Origin of the sequence: Mesorhizobium sp. CA10 (assembly GCF_020165285.1) — a bacterium.
GTDB lineage: Bacteria > Pseudomonadota > Alphaproteobacteria > Rhizobiales > Rhizobiaceae > Mesorhizobium.
Window position 1 is genome coordinate 26,583 of record NZ_JAIUHV010000004.1, and the last position, 20,860, is coordinate 47,442.

The 20,860-nt window shown below is 64.1% G+C and carries 19 protein-coding genes; 8 read left to right on the top strand and 11 right to left on the bottom strand.

Annotated features, from left to right (window positions below; translation table 11 throughout):
* Nucleotides 1-124: 124 nt before the first annotated feature.
* Nucleotides 125-466, top strand: coding sequence for a hypothetical protein (locus LB535_RS10335; protein WP_224632107.1), 342 nt, complete (start codon nt 125-127; stop codon nt 464-466).
* A 32-nt stretch (nt 467-498) separates the two neighbouring features.
* On the opposite strand, the gene LB535_RS10340 is transcribed toward LB535_RS10335, so the two are convergent.
* The 4 genes from LB535_RS10340 to LB535_RS10355 are packed head-to-tail and all read right to left on the bottom strand — an operon-like array spanning nt 499 to nt 4,508.
* Nucleotides 499-1,659: an ABC transporter ATP-binding protein gene (locus tag LB535_RS10340; RefSeq protein WP_224632108.1), complete on the bottom strand. Its 1,161-nt coding sequence runs from the start codon at nt 1,657-1,659 to the stop codon at nt 499-501.
* Entirely contained in the window at nt 1,652-2,794 is a 1,143-nt protein-coding gene (locus LB535_RS10345) for an ABC transporter substrate-binding protein (protein WP_140700384.1), read from the bottom strand. Before LB535_RS10345 ends, LB535_RS10340 begins: the two co-directional genes overlap by 8 nt.
* Complete coding sequence (locus LB535_RS10350) at nt 2,791-3,633, bottom strand: ABC transporter permease (RefSeq protein WP_224632109.1); 843 nt, start codon at nt 3,631-3,633, stop codon at nt 2,791-2,793. Before LB535_RS10350 ends, LB535_RS10345 begins: the two co-directional genes overlap by 4 nt.
* Nucleotides 3,630-4,508: an ABC transporter permease gene (locus LB535_RS10355; protein ID WP_224632110.1), complete on the bottom strand. Its 879-nt coding sequence runs from the start codon at nt 4,506-4,508 to the stop codon at nt 3,630-3,632. The genes LB535_RS10350 and LB535_RS10355 overlap by 4 nt, the downstream gene beginning before the upstream one ends.
* Before the next feature lie 457 nt (nt 4,509-4,965).
* Between LB535_RS10355 and LB535_RS10360 the strand changes: the two genes are divergently transcribed.
* Genes LB535_RS10360 through LB535_RS10375 form a run of 4 tightly spaced genes read left to right on the top strand, consistent with a single transcriptional unit; the run spans nt 4,966 to nt 10,023 of the window.
* The gene (locus LB535_RS10360) at nt 4,966-6,120 is read left to right on the top strand and encodes an acyltransferase family protein (RefSeq protein WP_224632362.1); all 1,155 of its coding nucleotides are present in this window, start codon (nt 4,966-4,968) and stop codon (nt 6,118-6,120) included.
* Between the two features lie 2 nt (nt 6,121-6,122).
* Complete coding sequence (locus LB535_RS10365) at nt 6,123-7,232, top strand: glycosyltransferase family 2 protein (protein WP_224632111.1); 1,110 nt, start codon at nt 6,123-6,125, stop codon at nt 7,230-7,232.
* Nucleotides 7,229-8,248, top strand: coding sequence for a glycosyltransferase family 2 protein (locus LB535_RS10370; protein ID WP_140845403.1), 1,020 nt, complete (start codon nt 7,229-7,231; stop codon nt 8,246-8,248). The genes LB535_RS10365 and LB535_RS10370 overlap by 4 nt, the downstream gene beginning before the upstream one ends.
* Nucleotides 8,245-10,023: an ABC transporter ATP-binding protein gene (locus tag LB535_RS10375; protein WP_224632112.1), complete on the top strand. Its 1,779-nt coding sequence runs from the start codon at nt 8,245-8,247 to the stop codon at nt 10,021-10,023. The genes LB535_RS10370 and LB535_RS10375 overlap by 4 nt, the downstream gene beginning before the upstream one ends.
* Nucleotides 10,024-10,139: 116 nt before the next feature.
* Here LB535_RS10375 and LB535_RS10380 read toward each other — a convergent pair whose 3' ends face one another.
* The 3 genes from LB535_RS10380 to LB535_RS10390 are packed head-to-tail and all read right to left on the bottom strand — an operon-like array spanning nt 10,140 to nt 14,635.
* Entirely contained in the window at nt 10,140-11,456 is a 1,317-nt protein-coding gene (locus tag LB535_RS10380; protein WP_224632113.1) for an HlyD family type I secretion periplasmic adaptor subunit, read from the bottom strand.
* The gene (locus LB535_RS10385) at nt 11,453-13,198 is read right to left on the bottom strand and encodes a type I secretion system permease/ATPase (protein ID WP_224632114.1); all 1,746 of its coding nucleotides are present in this window, start codon (nt 13,196-13,198) and stop codon (nt 11,453-11,455) included. The genes LB535_RS10380 and LB535_RS10385 overlap by 4 nt, the downstream gene beginning before the upstream one ends.
* A 12-nt stretch (nt 13,199-13,210) precedes the next feature.
* A complete protein-coding gene (locus tag LB535_RS10390; RefSeq protein ID WP_224632115.1) occupies nt 13,211-14,635 on the bottom strand; it encodes a family 16 glycosylhydrolase in 1,425 nt (474 codons plus the stop codon).
* Nucleotides 14,636-15,207: 572 nt separating this feature from the next.
* On the opposite strand from LB535_RS10390, the gene LB535_RS10395 reads away from it, so the two are divergent.
* The 3 genes from LB535_RS10395 (at nt 15,208) to LB535_RS10405 (ending at nt 16,338) form a co-directional block, all read left to right on the top strand.
* The gene (locus tag LB535_RS10395; protein ID WP_095768273.1) at nt 15,208-15,651 is read left to right on the top strand and encodes an SRPBCC family protein; all 444 of its coding nucleotides are present in this window, start codon (nt 15,208-15,210) and stop codon (nt 15,649-15,651) included.
* A gap of 156 nt (nt 15,652-15,807) precedes the next feature.
* The gene (locus LB535_RS10400; RefSeq protein ID WP_140541677.1) at nt 15,808-16,038 is read left to right on the top strand and encodes a hypothetical protein; all 231 of its coding nucleotides are present in this window, start codon (nt 15,808-15,810) and stop codon (nt 16,036-16,038) included.
* Between the two features lie 69 nt (nt 16,039-16,107).
* Nucleotides 16,108-16,338 carry a hypothetical protein gene (locus tag LB535_RS10405; protein WP_224632116.1) on the top strand — a complete coding sequence of 77 codons (231 nt, stop codon included), beginning with the start codon at nt 16,108-16,110 and terminating at the stop codon, nt 16,336-16,338.
* 44 nt (nt 16,339-16,382) lie between these two features.
* On the opposite strand, the gene LB535_RS10410 is transcribed toward LB535_RS10405, so the two are convergent.
* The 4 genes from LB535_RS10410 to LB535_RS10425 all read right to left on the bottom strand — a co-directional run bounded on the left by LB535_RS10410 (nt 16,383) and on the right by LB535_RS10425 (nt 20,619).
* Nucleotides 16,383-17,087 carry an SDR family oxidoreductase gene (locus LB535_RS10410; protein ID WP_224529669.1) on the bottom strand — a complete coding sequence of 235 codons (705 nt, stop codon included), beginning with the start codon at nt 17,085-17,087 and terminating at the stop codon, nt 16,383-16,385.
* Nucleotides 17,088-17,242: 155 nt separating this feature from the next.
* On the bottom strand, nt 17,243-18,481 hold the full coding sequence (locus LB535_RS10415) for a patatin-like phospholipase family protein (protein WP_224632117.1): 1,239 nt from the start codon (nt 18,479-18,481) through the stop codon (nt 17,243-17,245).
* Nucleotides 18,482-18,705: 224 nt separating this feature from the next.
* Nucleotides 18,706-19,968 (bottom strand): DNA polymerase IV, encoded by a 1,263-nt coding sequence (gene dinB, locus LB535_RS10420; RefSeq protein WP_224632118.1) that lies wholly within the window; start codon nt 19,966-19,968, stop codon nt 18,706-18,708.
* Nucleotides 19,969-20,238: 270 nt separating this feature from the next.
* The gene (locus tag LB535_RS10425; protein WP_140845412.1) at nt 20,239-20,619 is read right to left on the bottom strand and encodes a cupin domain-containing protein; all 381 of its coding nucleotides are present in this window, start codon (nt 20,617-20,619) and stop codon (nt 20,239-20,241) included.
* Nucleotides 20,620-20,860 lie beyond the last annotated feature (241 nt).

Below are 20,860 nucleotides of genomic sequence, written 5' to 3' on the forward strand. Positions count from 1 at the left end.
CCGGGGGAACGAGCGTTGGAGCGGGCGTCGAAATTGCCGTGGAAATAGAGATTTTGTAGGCTTGCAGAAACATCGAGTTAGCGCGGCTGGGGACGCGCGGGTCGTATAGAAGAGAGCGCGAGGAATGAGGCGGCATCGCCTGCTTGAGCCGTTTGTTGCCGCGTTGGAGCAACTTGATGGCCGATCTCATGACGATCTCAGAGTACTGTTCGCGGCCGTGGCCAACCGCCGCCCCGAGTTGCTCGAACGGTCTCTATTCGCCGAGCGCAGTCGCCGCACGTCCGAGATCGAGAAGATTTTGCGAAAATCCATGGCCGAACTCGGACGAGTGGAACAAGCCGGCGCGCTTCCCGAGGGGATGTCGGTGCCTTATTTGTGTCGCTTGAGGCTGAACCACGCGACCGGTCGCCTGCATGTTGGTCATGGCGACCGATCTATTGTGTTGTTCCCTGAAAATTCAAACTGAGGCACTTTGCGGGGCAGCAGCAGTCGCGGCCCTCAGGAAATCCGCCGCCCGGTCTCGTCCAGCAAGACGCAGTCGTCGGCGTCGAAGCCCAGTTCGATCGCTTCGCCTTCGCGCAGCACCCGGCCGTCGATCGGGGCGTTGGCGCGGATGTTCGTCTTGCCGCCTATGTCGACCTCGTAAATGGCGCTGCCGCCGAGATAGGAGGCCGACACGACTCGGCCTGACAACCGGTTGGCGCTCGCCTTGGCGCCCACCGCGAGTTTCTGCGGCCGCACCACGACGGTAACGGCGCTTCCCTGCGGCAGCGGCCTGGGTGACAGGACATTGATCGTCTGGCCGCTGGTCAGCGTGACGATGGTCGGCCCGTCGGATCGGCTCGCCGTGCCTGACAGCATGTTGGCCTTGCCGAGGAAGTCGGCGACGAAGGCGGTGGCCGGCCGCTCATAGACCTCTTCCGGCGTGCCGACCTGCTCGGCCGAGCCGGCATTCATCACCACGATGCGGTCCGACATGGACAGCGCCTCTTCCTGGTCGTGCGTGACGAAGATGGCGGTGATGCCGGTTTCCTTCTGGATCTTCTTGATCTCGACGCGCATTTCCTCGCGCATGTTGGCGTCGAGGGCCGAGAGCGGTTCGTCGAGCAGAAGCACCTGCGGCTCGAAGACGATGGCGCGCGCCAGCGCAATGCGCTGCTGCTGGCCGCCCGACAATTGCGAGGGCAGTTTCTTCTCGCTGCCCGGCAGCCGCACCATGTCGAGCGCCAGGCCGACCTTGCGCTTGATCTCGGGCTTGGCGACGTTGCGGTATTTCAGCCCGAAGGCGACATTGTCGAACACGCTCTTGTGCGGAAACAGCGCATAGCTCTGGAACACCAGCCCGATATTGCGCTTGTAGATCGGCACGTCGTCAACCCGCCGGCCGCCGATCATGATCTGGCCGGCAGAAATATCGACCAGCCCCGCGATGGAGCGCAGGATCGTCGTCTTACCGCAGCCCGAAGGGCCGAGCAGCGTGACGAAGCTGCCCTTGCCGATCGACAGCGAGAAATCGCGCACCGCGACGAACTTGCCATAGGCTATGTCGATGTTGCGGAACTCGACCGCCGGGCTGCTCGCCCCGGCGCCCGCGCTCGCGCCTTCCGCCCCGGCCGAGGCCGGCCGGGGATTGAGTGTCGTGCCCTGGCTGTCAGGCACCTTTCGAGATCCTGTTCCACTGCTTTGTCCAGGCGTCCTCGTTGGTCGCCCAATAGACCGGATCGGCGAAGGTCAACGCCTTCATGGTGCCGGTCGGATCGAAGGCCGGCAGCTTCGCGATCTTGTCGGTCAGCTTGACCTTGTTTGGGTCGAGCGACGGCGGATAGCTCTGGCCTTCGGCCACCGCGATCGAGGTCGCCGGATCGAGCATGAAGTTGATCAGCTCCTCGCACTCGGCCATCGGCGAGCCTTTCAGGATCAGCATGTCCTCCATCCAGGCATAGGAGCCGGCCGGATCGAGATAGCCGATCGGGTGGCCCTGGTCCTGCAGCGCCGCGACGCGGCCCGACCAGGCGTCGGTCACCACGATCTCGCCCTTGGAGAGCAGGTCCATCAGCTCCGCGCCGGAGCTCCAGAACTTCTTGGCGAGGTCGCGCGTCTCGCGCACCTTGGCCCAGATCGCGTCCATGTCCTTGAGATTGTTGGGATCTTGTCCGGTGGCGAGAGCCGCGTACCAGACGCGGGTGGTCATGTCGGAATAGCCGCCGACCTTGCCGGCATATTTCTTATCGAGCAGAAGTGCGGCGCCCTTTTCCTTGGCTTCTTCCGGCGAGATCACCTTGGTGTTGTAGGCGATGCCGGTGGTGCCATAATCGTAAGGCACGGCCGACAGCTTCGGCGTAAGCTTGCGGAACGGCTCGATCATCGGCTGCAGCACATTCGCCATGTTGGGAATGTTGGCCTCGTTGATCTCCGAGTTCATCCCGGCATTGATATATTTGATGTAATAGTTGACGCCGGACGAATGGACGATCTGGAAATCGCCGGGCTTGGCCGTCTTTATCTTGGTGATGATCTCGTTCTCGTCGCCGAACGTGCCCTGCACCACCTTGATCTTGGTCTTGGCCGTGTAGGGCTGGAAAGCATATTTGTCGATCGCGTCCTGCACCGTTCCGCCCCAGCCGTCGAAGCGCACCTGCTCGACCGCGGCAAGCGCCCGGCTCATCCACGGCATGGAGAGGCCGGCCGAGGCCGCGGCAGCCGCGGTCAGACTCAGGAACGTCCGTCGGCTGAGATCGCCGTTGACATAGCGGTCGTGCAGCCGCTCCAGCCGCTTGGTGGTGGTCAGTTTCATCGTGCTTCCTCCTTGGGTTCGCCGCGTCTTCTCAGTTTTGTCAGGCTTTGCATCAGCAGGCCGCCGATCAGCGGGATGCCGACGGTCACCACAATCATCACGGTGCCGAGCGCGTTGATCTCCGGGCTGATCGAGATTTTCAGCATCGAAAGGATTTGCGTAGGCATCGTCTCGACGCCTGCCGGCCGCCAGAACAGGCTGGCCGACGTGTTGTCGAACGAAATGGTGAAGGCGAGCAGCGCGCCACCGACGACCGCCGGGATGAGCAGCGGCAGCGTGATCTCGCGGAAGGACGAGAAGCGCGAGGCGCCGAGCGAGAGCGCCGCCTCCTCATAGACGCGCCGGATGCCGACCATGCGCGCCTGCGCGATCAGCACCACATAGGGCACCGCAAGCAGGATGTGGCCGAGCACCAGGAGCAGCATGGTGCGCGGCTGGTCTATCGCCTTGATCAGCACCAGAAGACCGACGCCGAGAATGGTTTCCGGCACCAGCGCCGGCAGGATCACCAGCGTGCTCAGCGCTTGCTTGCCGCGGAAGTCGAAGCGCGCCAGCGCGAAGGCCGTGACGACGCCTATTGCCGTAGTGACGGCGGCGGTGACCAGCGCGATCCACAGCGAGGTGCGGAAGGCCGCAAGCACCGCTTCATTGCCCATCAGCTTGGCATACCATTGCAGCGAAAAGCCGGTCATCGGGAAGCCGCCGAACATCGAGGCGTTGAACGACAGGATGACGGTCGCCACGATCGGCGCGAACATGAAGATGTAGACGCAGAGCGTGACGAAGCCGGTCAGCCGCCAGGCCCATTTGCCTTCCTTGTTCGGTCGCGCAGCTTTCATCCGCCCAACCCCTTCACGATCTGCGACATGCCCATGTAGCGGGTGTAGATCGCGGCGAAAAAGCCGAGCACGAGGAACAGCACGATCGACAGCGTTGCGCCCATCGGCCAGTTCAATTCGCTCATGATGGTGTCGTAGATCAAATTGCCGAACAGCGCGTCGCGGCCCGAACCCAAAAGCTGCGGCGTCACATAGCTGCCGGCCGCCAGCACGAAGCAGAGCAGCAGGCCCGCCGCGAGACCCGGCAGGGAGAGGGGCAACGTCACCTCGCGGAACGCCTGCGCGCTGGTGCAGCCCATCGAGCGGGCCGCCGAGATCAGCGTGCGGTCAATGCCCTCGAGGCTGACATAGACGTTGAGGATCATGTAGGGCAGGAGGAAATGCAGCAGCCCCAGGATCACCGCGCCTTCGTTGTAGAGCATCGGCAGCGGTGCATTGATGATGCCCATTTTGAGCAGCGCGACATTGATGACGCCCTGTTCGCCAAGGATGTTGATCCAGGAAAAGGTGCGGATGGTGAAGCTGATCCAGAACGGCACGATGAGCAGGAGCAAGAGCAGCCATTTGTGCCTGAAGCTCGTGGCCCAGATGAAATAGGCCGGGAAATAGCCGAGCACGCCACATAGCAGCGCGGTGATCGCGCCGACCCTCAACGTCTTCAGCAGGAAGCCGGAATAATAACTGTCGCTGAAGAATTCCTGCCAGTTGGCGGTGGTCAGCGCGCTGGTTTCGACGCCGGCAGTGACGAAGGTGAAGAACGTATAGGCCGCCATCACCGCGATCGGCAGCACCAGGAAGAAGATCAGCAGCAGAAGCACCGGTGCAACGAGCATCCAGGCCAGGCGTGGATCGTACAAGGTCCATCGATTTTTCATGCGCACCGAAGGTCCGCGCTTTCTTCGAAGCGCTTTTGTTCCCGCAGTGAAGATTGTTTCATTGCCGCCGCGATGTCTACAGGCGGTGATTGAGCCAGAGAGATGGAAGCGAGGAGGGTAACCCCTTTTGGTATGTCGCCGGGCTACATTGTGGCGTTGTCTGAGCGGTTCTCCAAAAGCTTCGAAGAGCTTGATGCATCCGCATTGGTTGGAGCCTGCCGCTTCGCCAAAAAAGGCAGAATAGCGGCATAGAGGTGTCATTTCCTGGAGCGAACGGTCACGTTTTCATTCAGGCTGATAACTATTCTGTGTTGCACCGCACCATTTTGTGCCGCAGTCCTTTAGCGTAGGCGAATATACGGTTTAGGGAGTCGGCACGCTTGCGTTTTCCGTTGACCGGCACGGATGTTGCGGCCGCCGGCCCGGGCCATGTCGTCAGCACCAGCGGCTGCGAATGATGCCCGGCGGTCGCGACCTCCAGCTTGACGCGCTCCGGGCTGCTGCCGTCACGCTTGTGCTTTATTCGCATTTCTTCGCGCCCGGCGGCACGTCCTTCCTTGGTCATCTCGGAGTGCGGCTGTTCTTCGTGCTTTCCGGCTTCCTGATCACCAGGCTTTTGCTGGAGGCACGCGACGCCGACCAATTCGCGGCTGGATCGGCGCTGCGCTCCTTCTATGCCAGGCGCGCGATCCGAATATTCCCGCCCTATTTCGCGGTACTGGCCTTCGTCTGGTTTACCGATCTTGAGCAGGCTGGATCGTCGCTCGTCTGGCACGCGCTCTATCTGTCGAACTTCTGGTACGCGCATCGCAACGACTGGACGCCCTGGCTGCTTTGCCATTTCTGGAGCCTCAGCATAGAGGAGCAGTTCTACATCGCCTGGCCGCAGATCGTGCTCCTGGCGCCGCGCAGGCGCATCGAGGCGATCACCATTGGCCTCATCTGCTTCTCGCTCGCCTACCGCTTCTACTGGCCGATCGCCGCCAACCCGGCGCTGGCCCGAGACCTGTTGCCGCCGGCCTCGATGGATGCCCTTGCCTGCGGCGCGCTGCTTGCCGTACGTCGCGCCAGGGGCGCCGACGTGCCGCGTTGGATGCGGTTCGGCTGGCCGGCCTTCGTGGCGCTCTTCCTACTCGTCGTCTTGTCCGATCCGGGGCCGGCGAACTCGACCTGGGAATGGCCGCGCTGGCTCCTGGTGCAGGTGCTGCCGCTGGTGCCGTTGGTGGCGATCGTCTCGATGTGCTCGAACGGCCTTCCCGGCACGCTCGGCTGGCTGGCCGAACTGCCTCCGCTGCTTTTCCTCGGCCGCATCAGCTACGGCGTCTATCTCTATCACGCGATCCTCCTCGCTTACACCGTAAAGGCGCAGCCGTGGATCCCGCTCAACGTCTCGGAGGAGGGGCCGGGCCGCTTCCTGGTCGCGGGCGCCGCCACGCTGATTGTCGCCTCGCTGTCCTGGGTGCTGTTCGAAAAGCCGCTCAACAGCTTCAAGCGCTATTTCCCCTATATCGCGCGGCCACGCGCTCGTGCGCCGAGCGAGACCCGGCGGTTCGGCGCCACATATCCCGGCGCAGAAGCGGCGCTCGATCTGCAGCCGACGGACCGGAGCTGACAATGATACGCCCGCTCATCTCCGTCGTGCTGCCGATCTACAATTCCGAGCTCTATGTCGGCGCTGCAATCCAATCGATCCTGCGGCAGGACTACGACCGGCTCGAAATCATCGCCATCAATGACGGATCGACCGACAGGTCGCTGGAAATCCTGGAGTGCTTCCGCAAGGCGGACGGCCGCGTATCCATAATCTCGCGCGAGAATCGCGGCCTCGTCGCCAGCCTCAACGAGGGGCTGTCAATAGCCCGGGGCGAGTTGGTGGCGCGGATGGATGCCGACGACTTTGCCTATCCCTGGCGCCTGTCGCGCCAGGCGGCGCTGTTTGCCGCGCGGCCCGAACTCGGCTTCTGCGGCTCGCTTGTCGACACGCTGCTGCACGGCCGCGTCGCACGGGGCAGGGTGGATCCGGTGTTCCGCCTCGGTCTCCTCCCGGTGCTGTCGAAGTTCTTCACGATCTTCATGCACCCGACGGTGGTCTACAACCGCCGGGTCATCGGCGAGGCAGACCTGTATTACGATGGCCGCTACCGGCATGCCGAGGATTTCGATCTCTTCCGACGGCTGGCCGACCGCTATCCGGCGGCGCTGATGCCGGAAAGCCTGCTCGTCTACCGCCTGCATCCCGGCAGCGTGACCAGCTTGCATACAAGCGAGATGCGGCGCACGCACCTCCGGATTGTCGGCGAAAATCTCGAGCGCGAGGGGCTGGCGGACGAAACGCAGGATCTGCGCGCCATTGGCGACAGTGTTTCGTTCGATACTGTGCGCCGCGCGGCCGCGTTCATCCGCAGCCTGGAGGAGCGGGTCGCCGAGTTGCCGGCCGCATCGCGGCCGAGCTTCGAGGCCGGCGCGCTGAACCTGTTCTATTTCCTCTACCAGCTCGTCAACGACCAGCAGCGGCCGGCGTTGGCGCATGAGTTGCTGACGCTGACGGCGAAATGGGACGTCATCCGCCGCCGCGAGAAATACGCGCTGCGCGCCGGCGCCTGGGCGCCCTGGCTGAGCCAGGCTTCGATATGGGCTGGCAAACGCGCGGACTGGGTCGCCTATCGCCTCAAATCCGCGCCGGCGGCGTCCGTGCTTGCGCCTTATCGGATGGAGGCGGCATGAACGCCGATCGCCATCCGCTGCTGCAGCATCTACGCTCGCCTCCCGGCCCGAACCAGCGGCCTGAGGTCTCTTTCATCGTCTGCACGCGTGATCGCGCGGCGGTGCTGAAGTCCTGCATCGATTCGATCCGCGCCGCCTGCCGGACGCATCCTGCCTTCGCCGCCGAGCTGGTGGTGGTCGACAATGGCTCGCGCGACGGCACGGCCGACTATCTCTCGCGGATCGCCACGGCGTCCGATATAGCGCTGACGGCTATCTGTGAGCCACGGCCCGGACTGGCGGCGGCGCGCAATGCCGGGATGGCGCGGGCGCGCGGGCGCGTGCTGGTCTTCGTCGACGACGATTGCCGGCTCGACCGCGACTATCTCGTCGACCTCGAGCGGCATTATGCGAGTGGCGAGAAATGGCTGATCCGCGGCGGCCGCGTCGAGATCGGCGACGCCGGGGACCTGCCCTTCACCATCAATCGCTGCGAAAAGCGCAAGCGGCTGACGCGCGCCGTCCATCCGGGCGGCTTCGTGCTCGGCTGCAACATGACCATGCATCGCGATGTTGCCGCCTTGATCGGTCCCTTCGACGAACGCTTCGGCGCCGGCGGAGCGCTGCGCTCGGCCGAGGATACGGATTACCTGGTGCGCGCCATGCTGGCCGGTATGGCGGTGGAGTATGTGCCGGATATGACGATCTTCCACCATCATGGAAGGCGCGACCGCGGGGCGATCGAACGGCTGCACCGCGACTATCATTTCGGCAACGGTGCGCTCTGCCTGAAACATATGCGCCGCGCCCCGTGGCTGCTTCGTCACTTTTACTGGGCAACGCGGGCGGCCACGCGCGAGCTCTTCGGCGGTCCGCGCTTCGACCAGGAGCTCAGCCTGTCGCACTGGCCGATCGTGCTGATGAACCTAGCGGGCGCGGCGAAGTTCATGGCCCTGGTGCTGGCCGGGCGGCCTGACCGGCAGGAGCGGCCCGCCCAGGAAACCACCGAGGCCAGGGCCGAGGCCGGCGCGCGATGATTGAACCCAAAGCCCCTATCTTCTCGATATTGCAGCGCGCGCTCGGACGGCGTCAGCTCGGCCTGATGCCCGTCGTCGTCGTGCTCGGACTTGCAAGTGCCGCGCTCGAAGGGCTCGGCATCGGGTTGATCATCCCGCTGCTTGGCATCATCATGGGCCATGGCGAGACGACCGGCATGGCCGGCCTCTCCGCCCTCCTGCAGAAGGTCGGCGCCGGGCTAGGCGAGCGTGAGCGGCTGATTGCGATTTCGGCCGCTATTCTCGGCTCGATCCTGCTCAAGAACCTCCTCGCCTTCGCCAATTCGGTGCTGACCGCTCATATCTATGGCAAGGCGAGCCAAGCGATACGCGGCGCCTTGGCCGAGCGGCTGCTCAATGTCGGCTATCCCTTCTTTCTCAGGCAAAGCCCGGGCCGCTTGCTCAACATCATCTCCAGCGAATCCTGGCGGGCGTCGGATGCCATCCAAGGTATGCTCAGCGCGATCGTCAGCGCTTCGGCGGCGCTCATCCTGCTCGCCTTTCTGTTGCTGCTCTCGTGGCCGATGACGCTCCTGGTGATGCTGGGGCTGGCGCTGGTGCAAGCGGCGCATATGGCGCTGTCGGCGCATCTCAGGGCACCCAGCCGCAATGTTTCGGCGCGCAACAGCGCCCTGGCCTCGCAAATGCTGCATCTCGTCCATGCCGGCCGGCTGATCCGCATCTTCGGCCAGGAGGCGCGTGAGAAGGCGGCGTTCGAAAAGGCATCCGACGGCGTGCGGCGCGCGGCCTTCCTGCTCTCAAACCGCCAGGGCGCGCTGGGGCCGCTGACCGAAGTTCTGCACGCCATGCTGTTCCTGGCGGTGGTGATCGGCGCCTGGCTTGCGGGCTTGAGTTTCCCGCTGGTCGCCGCCTTCCTCATCCTGCTCTACCGCCTGCAGCCGCATATCAGAGCCTTGCAGATGACCTGGAGCCAGTTGCAGGGTCTTTCCGGCTCGCTGGAAGAGGTGACCTGGCTGCTCGATCCCGATGGCAAGCCCGCGCCGCCCGAGGGCAGCCGGCAGTTCGCCACCTTGACGAAAAAGATCGCCTTCGAGGGCGTGAGCTTCAGCTATGCCAATGAGGAGCAGCGCGCGGCGGTGCTGCACGCGGCAAGCTTCGACATCGTGAGCGGGCACTCGACGGCGTTGATCGGCCGCTCCGGCGCCGGCAAAACGACGATCGTCAACCTGCTCTGTCGCTTCGTCGAGCCGGATGCAGGCAAGATCCTCGTCGACGGCGCGCCGCTCGGCGAGATCGACCCGGCCGACTGGCGCCGCCACATCGCTCTGGCCAGCCAGGAGCTGGAGCTGGTCGACGGTACGATTCTCGACAATATCACCTATGGCAAGGACACGGCGACGTTCGAGGAGGCCCGCCGCGCCGCCGAGCTTGCCGAGGCGCACGGCTTCATCGAAACGCTACCGCAAGGCTACCAGACGGTGGTCGGCTATCGCGGGGTGAACCTTTCGGCCGGGCAAAGGCAGCGCATCGCGCTCGCCCGCGCTCTTGTACGCGACCCCGACATATTGATCCTCGACGAGGCCACCAACGCGGTGGATGGGCTTTCGGAAGCGGCGATCGTCGAGACGCTGAAGTCGCGCGCCGGCCGCCGCACCACGATCGTCATCAGCCACCACCGCAGCACCATCTCGTTCTGCGACGACCTGGTGATCCTGGAGCATGGTAGAGTGAAGAAACAGGCGCCGTTCACTGAGATGGCGAAGCTTAGCATGGATGAGTTGTATCGGCCGGAGTGAGGAGTCCGAGCAGGGGCTCGCCCGCATCTTCTTCGTCATCACTTCCTCCTCCTATGTGCCGAAGCGAGGACGGTTCTGGCGCAAAGCGGCGTTCCGAGGCGGCCGGAAGGGCTGCCCTACCTTTCCCTGAACGCCCGTGCGAACGAGTCCATCATCGGGCGTACCAGATATTCGAAGAAGGTCCGGTTGCCGGTGCTGATGAAGGTGTCGACCGGGGTGCCGGGATAGAGCTGGTCCGCCTTCACGCCGGGGGGCAGGGCATCAGCGATTTTCAGCCTGGCACGGAAATAGGGTTCGTGGGTGGCCTCGTCGATCAACCGGTCGGCAGAGATCTCGCTCACCGTGGCCGGGACTTCCGGCGTCAGGCGCGCGTTGAGCGCCGACAGCCGGAGCTTTGCCTGCTGGCCGACATGCACCTGGTCGATGTCCTTCGGCCGCAGCCTGGCGTCGACCACCAGGCCCGAGGTCGTGGGCAGGATCTCCATGATCTTTTCGCCGGGCGCGACCACGCTACCTTGCGAATTGTAGGTCGAGGAGACGACGATGCCCGCCGCCGGCGCGGTGATTGTCGTGCGCTTCAGCACCGATTGCGCGGCGCGCATCCGCTCCTCGATGTCGGCGAGGTTGATGCGCACATCGTCGAGCTTCGTCAGCGCTTCCTCGACGCGCTGCGTCGTGGCGCGCTCGGTCTGCGCCGCCGCTTCCACGATCTGCGTGCTGGCCGAGGCGAGGTCCGCCTCGAGCGCGCCGGCTTGGCCGACGAGGTCGGCCTCCGAGCGCAAAAGCTGCGAATATTCCCTGCGGTCGGTAAGGCCCCGGTTCAGAAGGTCGGTCTTGATGCCGAGCTCCTTCTTCACCACCTCGGCCTGCTGCTCGATTGCGGCCTTCTGCGCGTTCAGCCCTTTGACCGACTCGCGATGCATGGCGACGCGCTGCGCCAGGATCGACTGCTCCGACCGGAATCGCGCAAGCCTGGCGTCGAATTCCTTCTGCTGCTCGCGGATGAGGTTTTCGAAATCCTGCTGGAACGGCGCCGGCGCGGGGTCGGCGATCGGCGCCAGCGTGGCTAGGCCGTCGCGCTCGGCCTCCAGCCGCGCCGCGCTTGCCTTGAGCGCGATCCATTGTCTTGTCAGCCGGTTGAGATCGGCTTCCGCGGCGGTCCGGTCGAGCAGGATGAGGTCCTGGCCCTCCCGCACGCGGTCGCCTTCATGCACCAGCAACTGCCTGATGATACCGCCCTCGCGATGCTGGATGAGGATGTTGCCGCTGGTCGCCGCGATCGTGCCTTGCGTGATCACCGCGCCTGCCAGCGGCGCACTCGCCGCCCAATAACCGAAGCCGCCGACCATCAGCGCGATCGCCGCATAGCCGGCGAAGGCCGTGCGCCGGAAGTCGGTGCGCGGGCGGCCGTCGAGGATGAGGCTCTGCGTCATCGTCCAGGACCCGTGGCGATGCCGTGCGAGGCGCGGATGGTCGGCGCGAACGATCCTGTGACCACCGTGTTCCGCTGCTTGCCCGGCTGGCGCAGCACCTCGGCGCTCGGTCCGAACGCCTCGATCGCGCCGCCGCGCAAGACCATCACACGGTCGCAAGCCGTGGCGATCGAAGGGCGATGCGTGATCACGATCGTGGTGACGCCCGCAGCGCGGGCCGCCGCGAGCACCGCTTCCAGTGCCGTCTCTCCGGCGCCGTCGAGATGCGTGCTCGGCTCATCCAGCACCAGGATGCGCGGATTGCCGTAGAAAGCGCGCGCCAGTCCGATCCGCTGCCGTTCGCCGCCCGACAGCGTCCCGGCGATCATCGTCTGATAGCCGTCACGCAGCGAAAGGATCAGCTCATGCGCCTCGGCGCGCTTTGCCGCTTCCACGATCGCGGCGTCGTCCGCCTGCGCGTCGAAGCGGGCGATGTTGTGGGCGATCGAGCCGGGGAAAAGCTCGACCTCCTGCGCCAGATAGCCGATATGCCGGCCGAGCTGGTTTTCGTCCCATGTCCTGAGCTCCGCGCCGTCGATCCTGATCGTACCGCCGCTCGGCTGGGCGGCCCCGACGAGCAGTCGCGCCAGCGTCGACTTTCCGGCACCGCTCGGGCCGACGATCGCCACCGCTTCGCCGGCCTGAATCGCGAAACTCAACCGCTTGAGAATCGGTTCGACGCCAAAGGCGGCATCTGGCGCAATAAAGAAAAGATCCTGCGCCGAAATCGCACCGGTCGGGTCGGGCAAGACGAGCTTGCGCGTCTCTGCCGGTTGCGCCGCGAGCGCGGTCCGCAGCCGCGCCCAGGCACGCCTCGCCTCACCGAGCTGCCGCCAAGAGCCGATCAATTGGTCGAGCGGCTGCAGCGCACGCGACGACACGAGCGAGGAGGCGAAGATCATGCCGGCCGTCATCTCGCCCTTGAGCACCAGCCAGGCGCCGGTGCCGAGGATCGCCAGCTGCAGCATCATGCGCAGCGCTCTCGACGCGCCGCTGAAGACGGCGTTGGCGCCGGCCGAACGGTCGTGCAGGACAAGCGCTTCCGCCACATGCCGGCCCCAGGCGCGCGCGGCGTTTTCCACCATGCCCATGGCGCGCAGCGTCTCGGCGTTGCGGGCGAAGGCCTGCTCGGCCCGGCTGGCCAAGGCCGAACGCTCCGCCGAGAGCGCATCGTTCCTGCCGATGGCAAGCTGGTTGGCGAAGACCAGCACGACGAGCAGCGCCTCGCCGCCGAGCGTGACCCAGAACAGCAGCGGATGGATAAGGTAGAGCAGGCCAAGGAAGACCGGCGCGAAGGGCAGGTCGAACAGCACCGAAACACCGCGCGAGCGGATGAAGGCGCAGACCGAGGCAAGGTCGGTGAGCGGCGACGGCGCATTGCCGGAACCGAGCGAAGCGGCGAACGCTCTTGCGCCAAGCCTGTCATTGACCGTCGCCGCGACGCGCTGCGTGTAGACGGCTCGGACGGCGTCGAGAAAGCCGAGGAAACCGAGCGCCGCGACCGCGATGACCGACAGATAGACGAGCGTCTCGACGCTGGAGGAGGGCAGCACCCGGTCATAGACCTGGAGCAGGTAGAGCGGGATGACCAGGAGCAGAAGGTTGATGAGCAGCGAGAACAGCCCGACATCGGTTACGGCGCGCAGAAACATCGGCCGCACGCCGGCCTGCCTGATCGCACCCGGAGTGCTCTCCTGTGACATTGGCTCGACCGCCTAGGCTGTGTGTTCGCCCGTGACGTTCAAATGGCTCTGCTGCAGCTCATCCAGCGTATAGGCGTGGATATAGTCGATCTTCATCTGGGCCGGCGTGGCGAGATGGTCGGGCGGCGCGCCGGCTTGTCCGCCGATCGCGAGATCGACCAGCATGTACATCGGCTTGTTCATGTCGGACGGCGTCGCCGCTTGCGCGACCTGCACGCCGTCATAGGTCCACACCAGCTTGTCCGGGGTCCAAAGGAGGCCATAGGTATGGAAGCCGGCGGTGTCCATGACGTTCACGGTGGATCCGACCGTGGTGTGCTGGCCCGTCTGGTTGGTGTGCGCGGTCATCAGCAGCGAATTCGGTTTCTGTCCGTACATCTCCATCACGTCCAGCTCCGGCGGCCAGGAGCCGTCTTCCGGCAGCAGCCAGAAGGCCGGCCAGGCGCCGGCGTGTTCCGGTAAGTCGGCCCTCATTTCGAAATAGCCATAGGTCTGCGAGAAGGAGTCATGCGTGGTCAGGATGCCGGAGGTGTATTCGTAATTGTTGATCAGCGGCTTGATGTCGGCCGGCGCCTGCGCCGCGGTAATGGTGAGGACCCCGTCCTGCACGCTGAAGGGATGCACCGAGCTGGTCGGGGCGTAATTGGCGTCGATATACCACTGCAGCTCGCCATTGCGCGTTAGCGTGCTGCCGTTCGGCGCCCCCCACCAGAAGTTGGTATCCCAGGTGCCGCCCTGGCTGTTGTGCAGGTTCAGCGTGTTGAACTCGTCGCTGAAGGACAGCGTCATGCCGGATTTGTCGATCGGCAGCTGGAACTGGTTGGGCTGGAATTTGTCGATCGTGGTGTTCTTGAATTCGAGGATTTCGCCCGATCCGAGGTTCAGCACCACATTAGGCCCCGCCTGGATCATGGCATTGTGGACGGCGGCGAACGAAGTGAATCCGTAACCATCGAGCCGCACAGCATCGTTCGAGGCGAAATTGACGATCGAGTCGCTGCCGTTGCCCTTCGCGATGATGAAAACATCCGCGCCGCCGCCGCCATCGATCAGCACATCGTTGCCCGCCCCGCCGTCGATCGTCTGGCCGCCCGCCTTGGCGGTGATGATGTTGTCCAGCGCATTGCCGAAGGCATAGTTGTGGGCGTTGGTGACGACGAGGTTCTCGACATTGTCCGGCAGCGTGTAGCTCATCCATGTGCTGATCGTGTCGATGCCCTGTCCGGCGTACTCGACCACCTTGTTGCCCGCCGAATAGAGGTAATAGATGTCGTCGCCTTGGCCGCCATACATGGTGACGTTGACGCCGCTGGAGGCCCAGATTGAGTCGTTGCCGCTGCTGCCGTTGAATGTCGGTCCGGACGTTGCCGAAAACCAATGGTTGGAAGCGCCGCTATAATAAAGAGGAACGCCTACCGCGTTGACGACGAAACTCATCGGACACTCCTTTCTTGGTGGCGGCTGATTTTCAGGCCAACCTGCAAGCCGGCCTATGGTTCCAAGGATTCGCGTCACAGTACAGATAAAAAATTACCGCTGATCGATAATGATTAGAAATAGACATAACAAGGAGTTTCTAATACAATTTATGCGCGATAATTACACCCAGAATTACTCAATTTTACTCAATATTGCGAGGCTCATGCTGAAATATGGGCAAGATGCCGCGCGTGACCGCCATCGACCAGCGGCTGCGCGCGGTGAGCAAGGGCTGAGTCGCCATATGTTCGACGTTGGATATTCGAGCCGGAATCCGATTTCGGTTTGCTCGACAAAAGCGATCGACCGAACGAACAGCGATGGCCAACGACGTCGCACATCGCGGCACATTGCGCCCAGCCAGCCCGCGCCACCGACGATGCCCAGCCTGATCGAAGCGCTCACGTCCGCAGCCTCCGCTGCAAGGGTGGCAGGGTAGCCGCGCGCCACAAAATTTGACAGCCTCTGTCGGATCGGCTGAGGGCTGCCCGTCCTTGGGGCATCGGTCAACGAAGAGAGGATATCGAGACATGCCGAGCACCATTCAACTGCACCGCGTCCTGGCGACCAAGCCGGAGAAGGTTTACCGCGCGTTCGTCGAGGCCGATGCGCTGGCGAAATGGCTGCCGCCAAACGGTTTTACTTGCACGGTCCACGAGTTCGAGGGCAAGGTCGGCGGCGCCTACAAGATGTCCTTCCGCAACTTCACCACCGGCGACAGCCATTCCTTCGGCGGCGAATTTGTCGAGCTGGTTCCGAGCGAGCGCCTGCGCTACACGGACCGCTTCGACGATCCCAACCTGCCGGGTCAGATAGAGGTGACCGTGATCCTTAAGAAGGTTTCGGTAGGCACCGAGGTCAACATCACCCAGGCCGGCATCCCGGACGCCATCCCCGCCGAGGCCTGCTATCTCGGCTGGCAGGAATCGCTGCGCAACCTGGCTAAGCTCGTCGAGCCCGAGATCAACCAGTAAGGTCGGAGCTATTCCAGGAAAAGTGCGTAGGTTCCGGCGCCTTCGCCGTAACTTCTGGAATTGCGTCAAGATGAGAGCGGGCGGCGGTCGGTCTTCCGGCCGCTGTCTTACCCAAGGTAAGCAAAATTTCACCAAGTGCTGTTAAAAGCCGCTTCCATGGATCGCAACAAGAACAATGACCTGTTTGTCCTGATGGCGGCGCTCGCCGCCATCGCGATCTACAACATTGCCTGCGGCATCAAGACAGGCGAAGTCCGCGGCAAGTTGCATTGGGTCGCTCTGGCGGACGATCCGACACGCTTTTGGAACATCGTGGTCGGTAATTCGATCGTCCTGGTGGCTTCGATAGCCTTTCTGTGGGTGCTCAATTCCCGCAGACCCGGATGACTTGCAGCGCCGCCCGCGTCGTCCGCACGCGATAAGCAAAATTTCATCGGACGCAGCTAGACGTGCTCCATGGATCGCAACAAAAACGACGCCGTCTTTGTCGTGATGGCGGCACTCGCCGCCTTCGCGATCTATAACCTTGCTTGCGGCCTGAAGACCGGAGAGATCCGGGGAAGGCTCAGCTGGATTTCGTGTGCGGACGACCCAGCGCGTTTTTGGAACAACGTTGTGGGCAACGTGGTCGCCGTCGTTGCGTTGCTGGGTGTTCTTTTGCTGCTGCATCGTCGCCGCAGCAAATGACGTGTCGCCCGGCTATGCCGGGCGCTGTCCCTCGGCCGTGCGGCTTACACTGCTCTTGTGATGCCGCCATCGACGCGGATGTTCTGTCCGGTGATGTAGGCGGCTCCGTCCGAGGCCAGGAACGAGATCGTCGCGGCGATCTCATCCGAAGTGCCGTAGCGCTTCATCGGCACGCTGTCGCGGCGCTCGTTCGTCGCCGGCAAGCTGTCGATCCAGCCCGGCAGCACATTGTTCATGCGGATGTTGTCGGGGGCATAAGTGTCGGCGAAGATCTTGGTGTAGGCGGCAAGCCCGGCGCGCGCCACGGCCGACGTCGGGAACATCGCGCTCGGCTCGAACGTCCACGCGGTCGAGATATTGATGATAACGCCACCCTTCTGCTTCTGCATCACCGGCGTCACCAGCCGGGTCGGGCGCACGGCGTTGAGGAAATACGTGTCGATGCCCTTGTGCCAGTCCTCGTCGCTGATCTCGATGATCTGCGCACGCGGCCCGTGGCCGGCGCTATTGACCAGCACGTCGATGCGGCCCCAGCGTTCCACCGCGCCATCGGTAAGGCGCTTCAGATCCTCATTCGACTGGTTGGAGCCGGTGACGCCGAAGCCGCCGAGCTCGTTGCCCAGCGCTTCGCCTTTGCCGGAAGAGGACAGCACGCCGACCTTGAATCCGTCCGCCGCCAGGCGCCTGGCCGCCGCTGCGCCCATGCCGCTGCCGCCCGCCGTCACCAAAGCTACTTTGTCTATCGCCATGTCGCTGTCCATCCCGGGTGTTTGGGTTGACCCTGTTAGCATGCGCAGGGCAGGGGATGAACCGGATTGGATTGCGCCAAGGCGATTGATAATTGGCGAAGGCGGCGGAACTGCCAATCTCCCCCACAAGGGGGAAATTGGCAGTTCGAGCACCCTCAAACCTTGAACATACTCATCAGCGTCTTCGACACCACAGCGCAGCGGCCGGGCTTCACGTCGCCCGCTTTCAGCGGCACGCCCTTGCCCGCAGCCACTGCCGGCTCGTACCAGCCCCGCAGCGCCTGGTCGGCGGCGCAATAGCCCCAGTTCACCAGATCGACCGTCTCTTCGCTGCCCAGGAAATGCAGCGAGGTGCCGATATCGGCAGGTGCGGTGGCGGCGGTCTGCACGAAGGTCGGCTCGGCCGTGTCGGGCTTGCTTGCGATCGACCAGAAGACGCCGCGCGTCGCCGCATAGCCGGGCCGGGTCGCGTCATTGGCCAGGCCACGATCGTCGGCGTCCTTGGCCGCCTGGAAGCGCGCCACCAGATCCCGGCGCCTGAGCGAGCGCACCTGGTTGTCGGTGGTGTCGAGCACGCGTTTCAACTGCGAGAACCAGTTCCGATAGCCGGCGCTCGAAGCCTGCCACGGCGCGCCGGCGTCGCTGACCAGCAGCCAGCGGCAGCGTTTCAGCGCCGGCTCGATGCCGTGATTGTCGTAGACGCCGCCATCGGTGAGCACGGCGCGCCGCGGCGGCACCGGCGGGCCGACAGAGGGGTCGAGCTTGTCGTTCTTCCACGCGAAGGGCGAGAGGTCGAGCCGCAGCGGCGACAGGAAAGGCGGGAAGGCCGAGGAGGCGGCAACCGCGAGAGCCACCGGCAGGTCGGCCTGGTAGGCGACGCCGATGCGATAGTCGGCGATATAGCGCCGCGACAGCCGGAACAGCGAGCCGGTGCCGAGATTGCTGGAGCAGAACACGAACCAGGGTTTTTCCGGCAGGCTCTTCAGCATCGGCCTTGAGCCGTCGAACAAATGTCTCTCGTAGCAGGCGGCGACTTCGCGCGCCGCGCTCGAAAGCGGGTTGAGCAGGCCTTTGAAGATCGCCGGCGCGTCGAGGAATACTTGCGAGAACTCCAGTATCCTGTTCAGATAGATATCGAAATTGGCGGCGACACCGTTGACGAAGGCGAAACGCGGCCAAAGTACCGCCAGCAGCCCGGCGGCTATCGAGCCGCCCGAGACCGAGCTTACCATGTCGAGTTTCTGGAGCAGCCCGGCCTCGTTGAGGCGGCATATCGCGCCAGCATGAAACAGCATGGCGCGGTAGCCGCCGCCCGACAGGCAGAGGCCGAGATCATAGCGCTCGGGCGCGCCGCCATGCGCGTCCGGTGGTGATCCAGCCGCAATCGGCTCCATCGCGGCCCCCTTTGCCTGTCCGTCCGGCGTCCTTAAGCCTGGCTTTGCGCAATCGAGCCCAGCACCGACATTCTTGCAAGTGGGGGAACGCGTAACTTCACAGATTGGAAATCGGCCCGCGCCGACGGACGGGGAGATTACCCGAAGCGGTTGGTACGCAGCGCACGGACGGCGCGTAGGCTTTCGTCAATCTCCAATGGCGCCAGAGGAGATGCCTCAGCCACTCACAGCTCCTTTTCGGCCAATTCCCTAAACCCGTCCGGCACTGAGCGCGGACCTTCCAGCGCTACCGTGCCGTAGCCGACCGCCTCCTTGCCGAAGCGCTGGCGGATCTTGTCCACCGCCCGGTCGGCGCCGAAGCGCGCGAGGCCTTTGCGGCTGCCGGGCCTCAGCTTCTCGTCCGCCAGCCCGAGCGGCAGTTCGAGCTGCAGCTCGGCATGTTCCTCCAGATGCGAGACAGAGATGGCGAGCAGCGAGATGTCCCTCTCGCCCGGATGGGCGGCAAGCACGCCGCGCACCAGTTCCTCGGCGATCTCCGCCAGCATCGCGGTCGCCTGGATCGGCTGGTCGAGCGTGATCGAGCGGCTCACAGCGCGCAGATCAGCGAAGCGAACCCGCACCGTCACTGTGCGCCCGGGCCGGTCCTTGGCGCGCAACCGGCTGGCCACGCGGTCGGCCAGATGCAGGAGCGTCGGCACGAAGACGCGCGGCACTGCCGGCTTCCTGCCGAGCGCCGATTGCGCGCCGGCAGAATGCGCGCGGCGGTGTGCCTCGAGTTTTCGCGGGTCGCGGTTCCAGGCGAGCGCGGCAAGCTTCTGGCCGGCGGCATGGCCGATCAGCCGCTCCAGCGCCCCGCTATGGGTGCGCGCCAATTGCCCGATCGTCTCGACACCGATCTCGGCCAGCCTGGCCTTGGTCGCCGGGCCGACACCCCACATCAGCGTGACAGGCAGGTCGTGCAGGAAGGCGAGCTCGCTGTCGGGCTCGACCACCACCAGCCCGTCGGGCTTGGCTACCTGCGAGGCGATCTTGGCCAGATGCTTCGTCCGCGCCACGCCGATCGAGATCGGCAGACCGAGCTCGGCCTTCACCCGCTCGCGGATTTTTCGCGCGATCTCTTGCGGCGATCCGAACAGATGCGTGCAGCCGGCGACGTCGGCAAAAGCCTCGTCGATCGAGATGCGCTCGACCGCCGGCGTGAAGTCGTCGAGCACCTTGATCGCGGCGTCGCCGAGGCGCTGGTATTCGGAAAAATGACCGCCGACGAAGATGAGCTGAGGGCAGAGCTCGCGCGCTTTGCGGCCCGGCATGCCGCCGCGCACGCCAAAGATTTTCGCCTCATAGGAGGCCGCCAGCACCACGCCTCCGCCGACGGTGATCGGCTTGCCACGCAATGACGGATCTAGCAGCTGCTCGACCGAGGCGTAGAAGGCGTCGAGGTCGGCATGCAGGATGGTGGCGGCCGCGGCGGTGTTCGTGGCGGCCATCGCGCGCTCCCATGGCCATTTGTGTGGCATTGCAGCATTAGCTGCGTCTTTTGTAAGGGGAATTAACGGAACATAAAGAGAACAAAAGAAGCTCTCTGTCAAGCCACCACGCTTGGCCGTGCAGGTTTCCACAACTGGGGGCGCAGCCACAGATAGAACGCCGGTTGTGCGCATGACCTTTGCGCGGGACACGCCGCCGCAGCATGAGGAGGGATCGCCTCGCGAGGCGGTCCCTCCTTCGCTTCTGAACGTAAATTGCGACTGTCTGCGCTATGCCGGCTTGGCGTATTCTTCGGCGCTCAGCACCTCGATGCATTGGAACGGCTGGTTGCCTTCCACCCAGGCGTCGTGGCCGGGCGGGATGGTGTAGGAAGTGCCCGCCTCGATGGTCTTTTGCGTGCCGTCGGTCATCCGTACTGTGATCGAGCCGGACACGGCATAGCCGACATGCGAGACCTGGCAGCTGTCGGTCTTGACCACCGGCTTCACGCATTCGGACCATTTCCAGCCCGGCTGCATGTTCATCCGCCCGAGCGTATAGCCCGGGAGCCGGACGATCTCGACACGCGTCTTGGCGGGCGCGCGGACCTCATCGGGATTGTTGTGCGATTTGGATTCGAGTTTCGTCACCTTCATTGCAACTTCGGCCATGGTATCCCTCCCATGTGTGAAGCGGCGCCTGACGTTGCGATCGTCGGCGACCGCGAGTGTATTCATAAGCCTTATTATGAGCGATTGCTAATTAATAGAGGTGACCGCGAGCTCAGCCGAACACTTGGCGCATTGTCGTGGAAGGTGGATATTCCAGGCCCTCGGGCGACGGTCCCGGGCCATCTTCGGACCGAAGTCCCATCGCACGAACGCAGAGGCCCGACACGCCTATTTTCAGGAA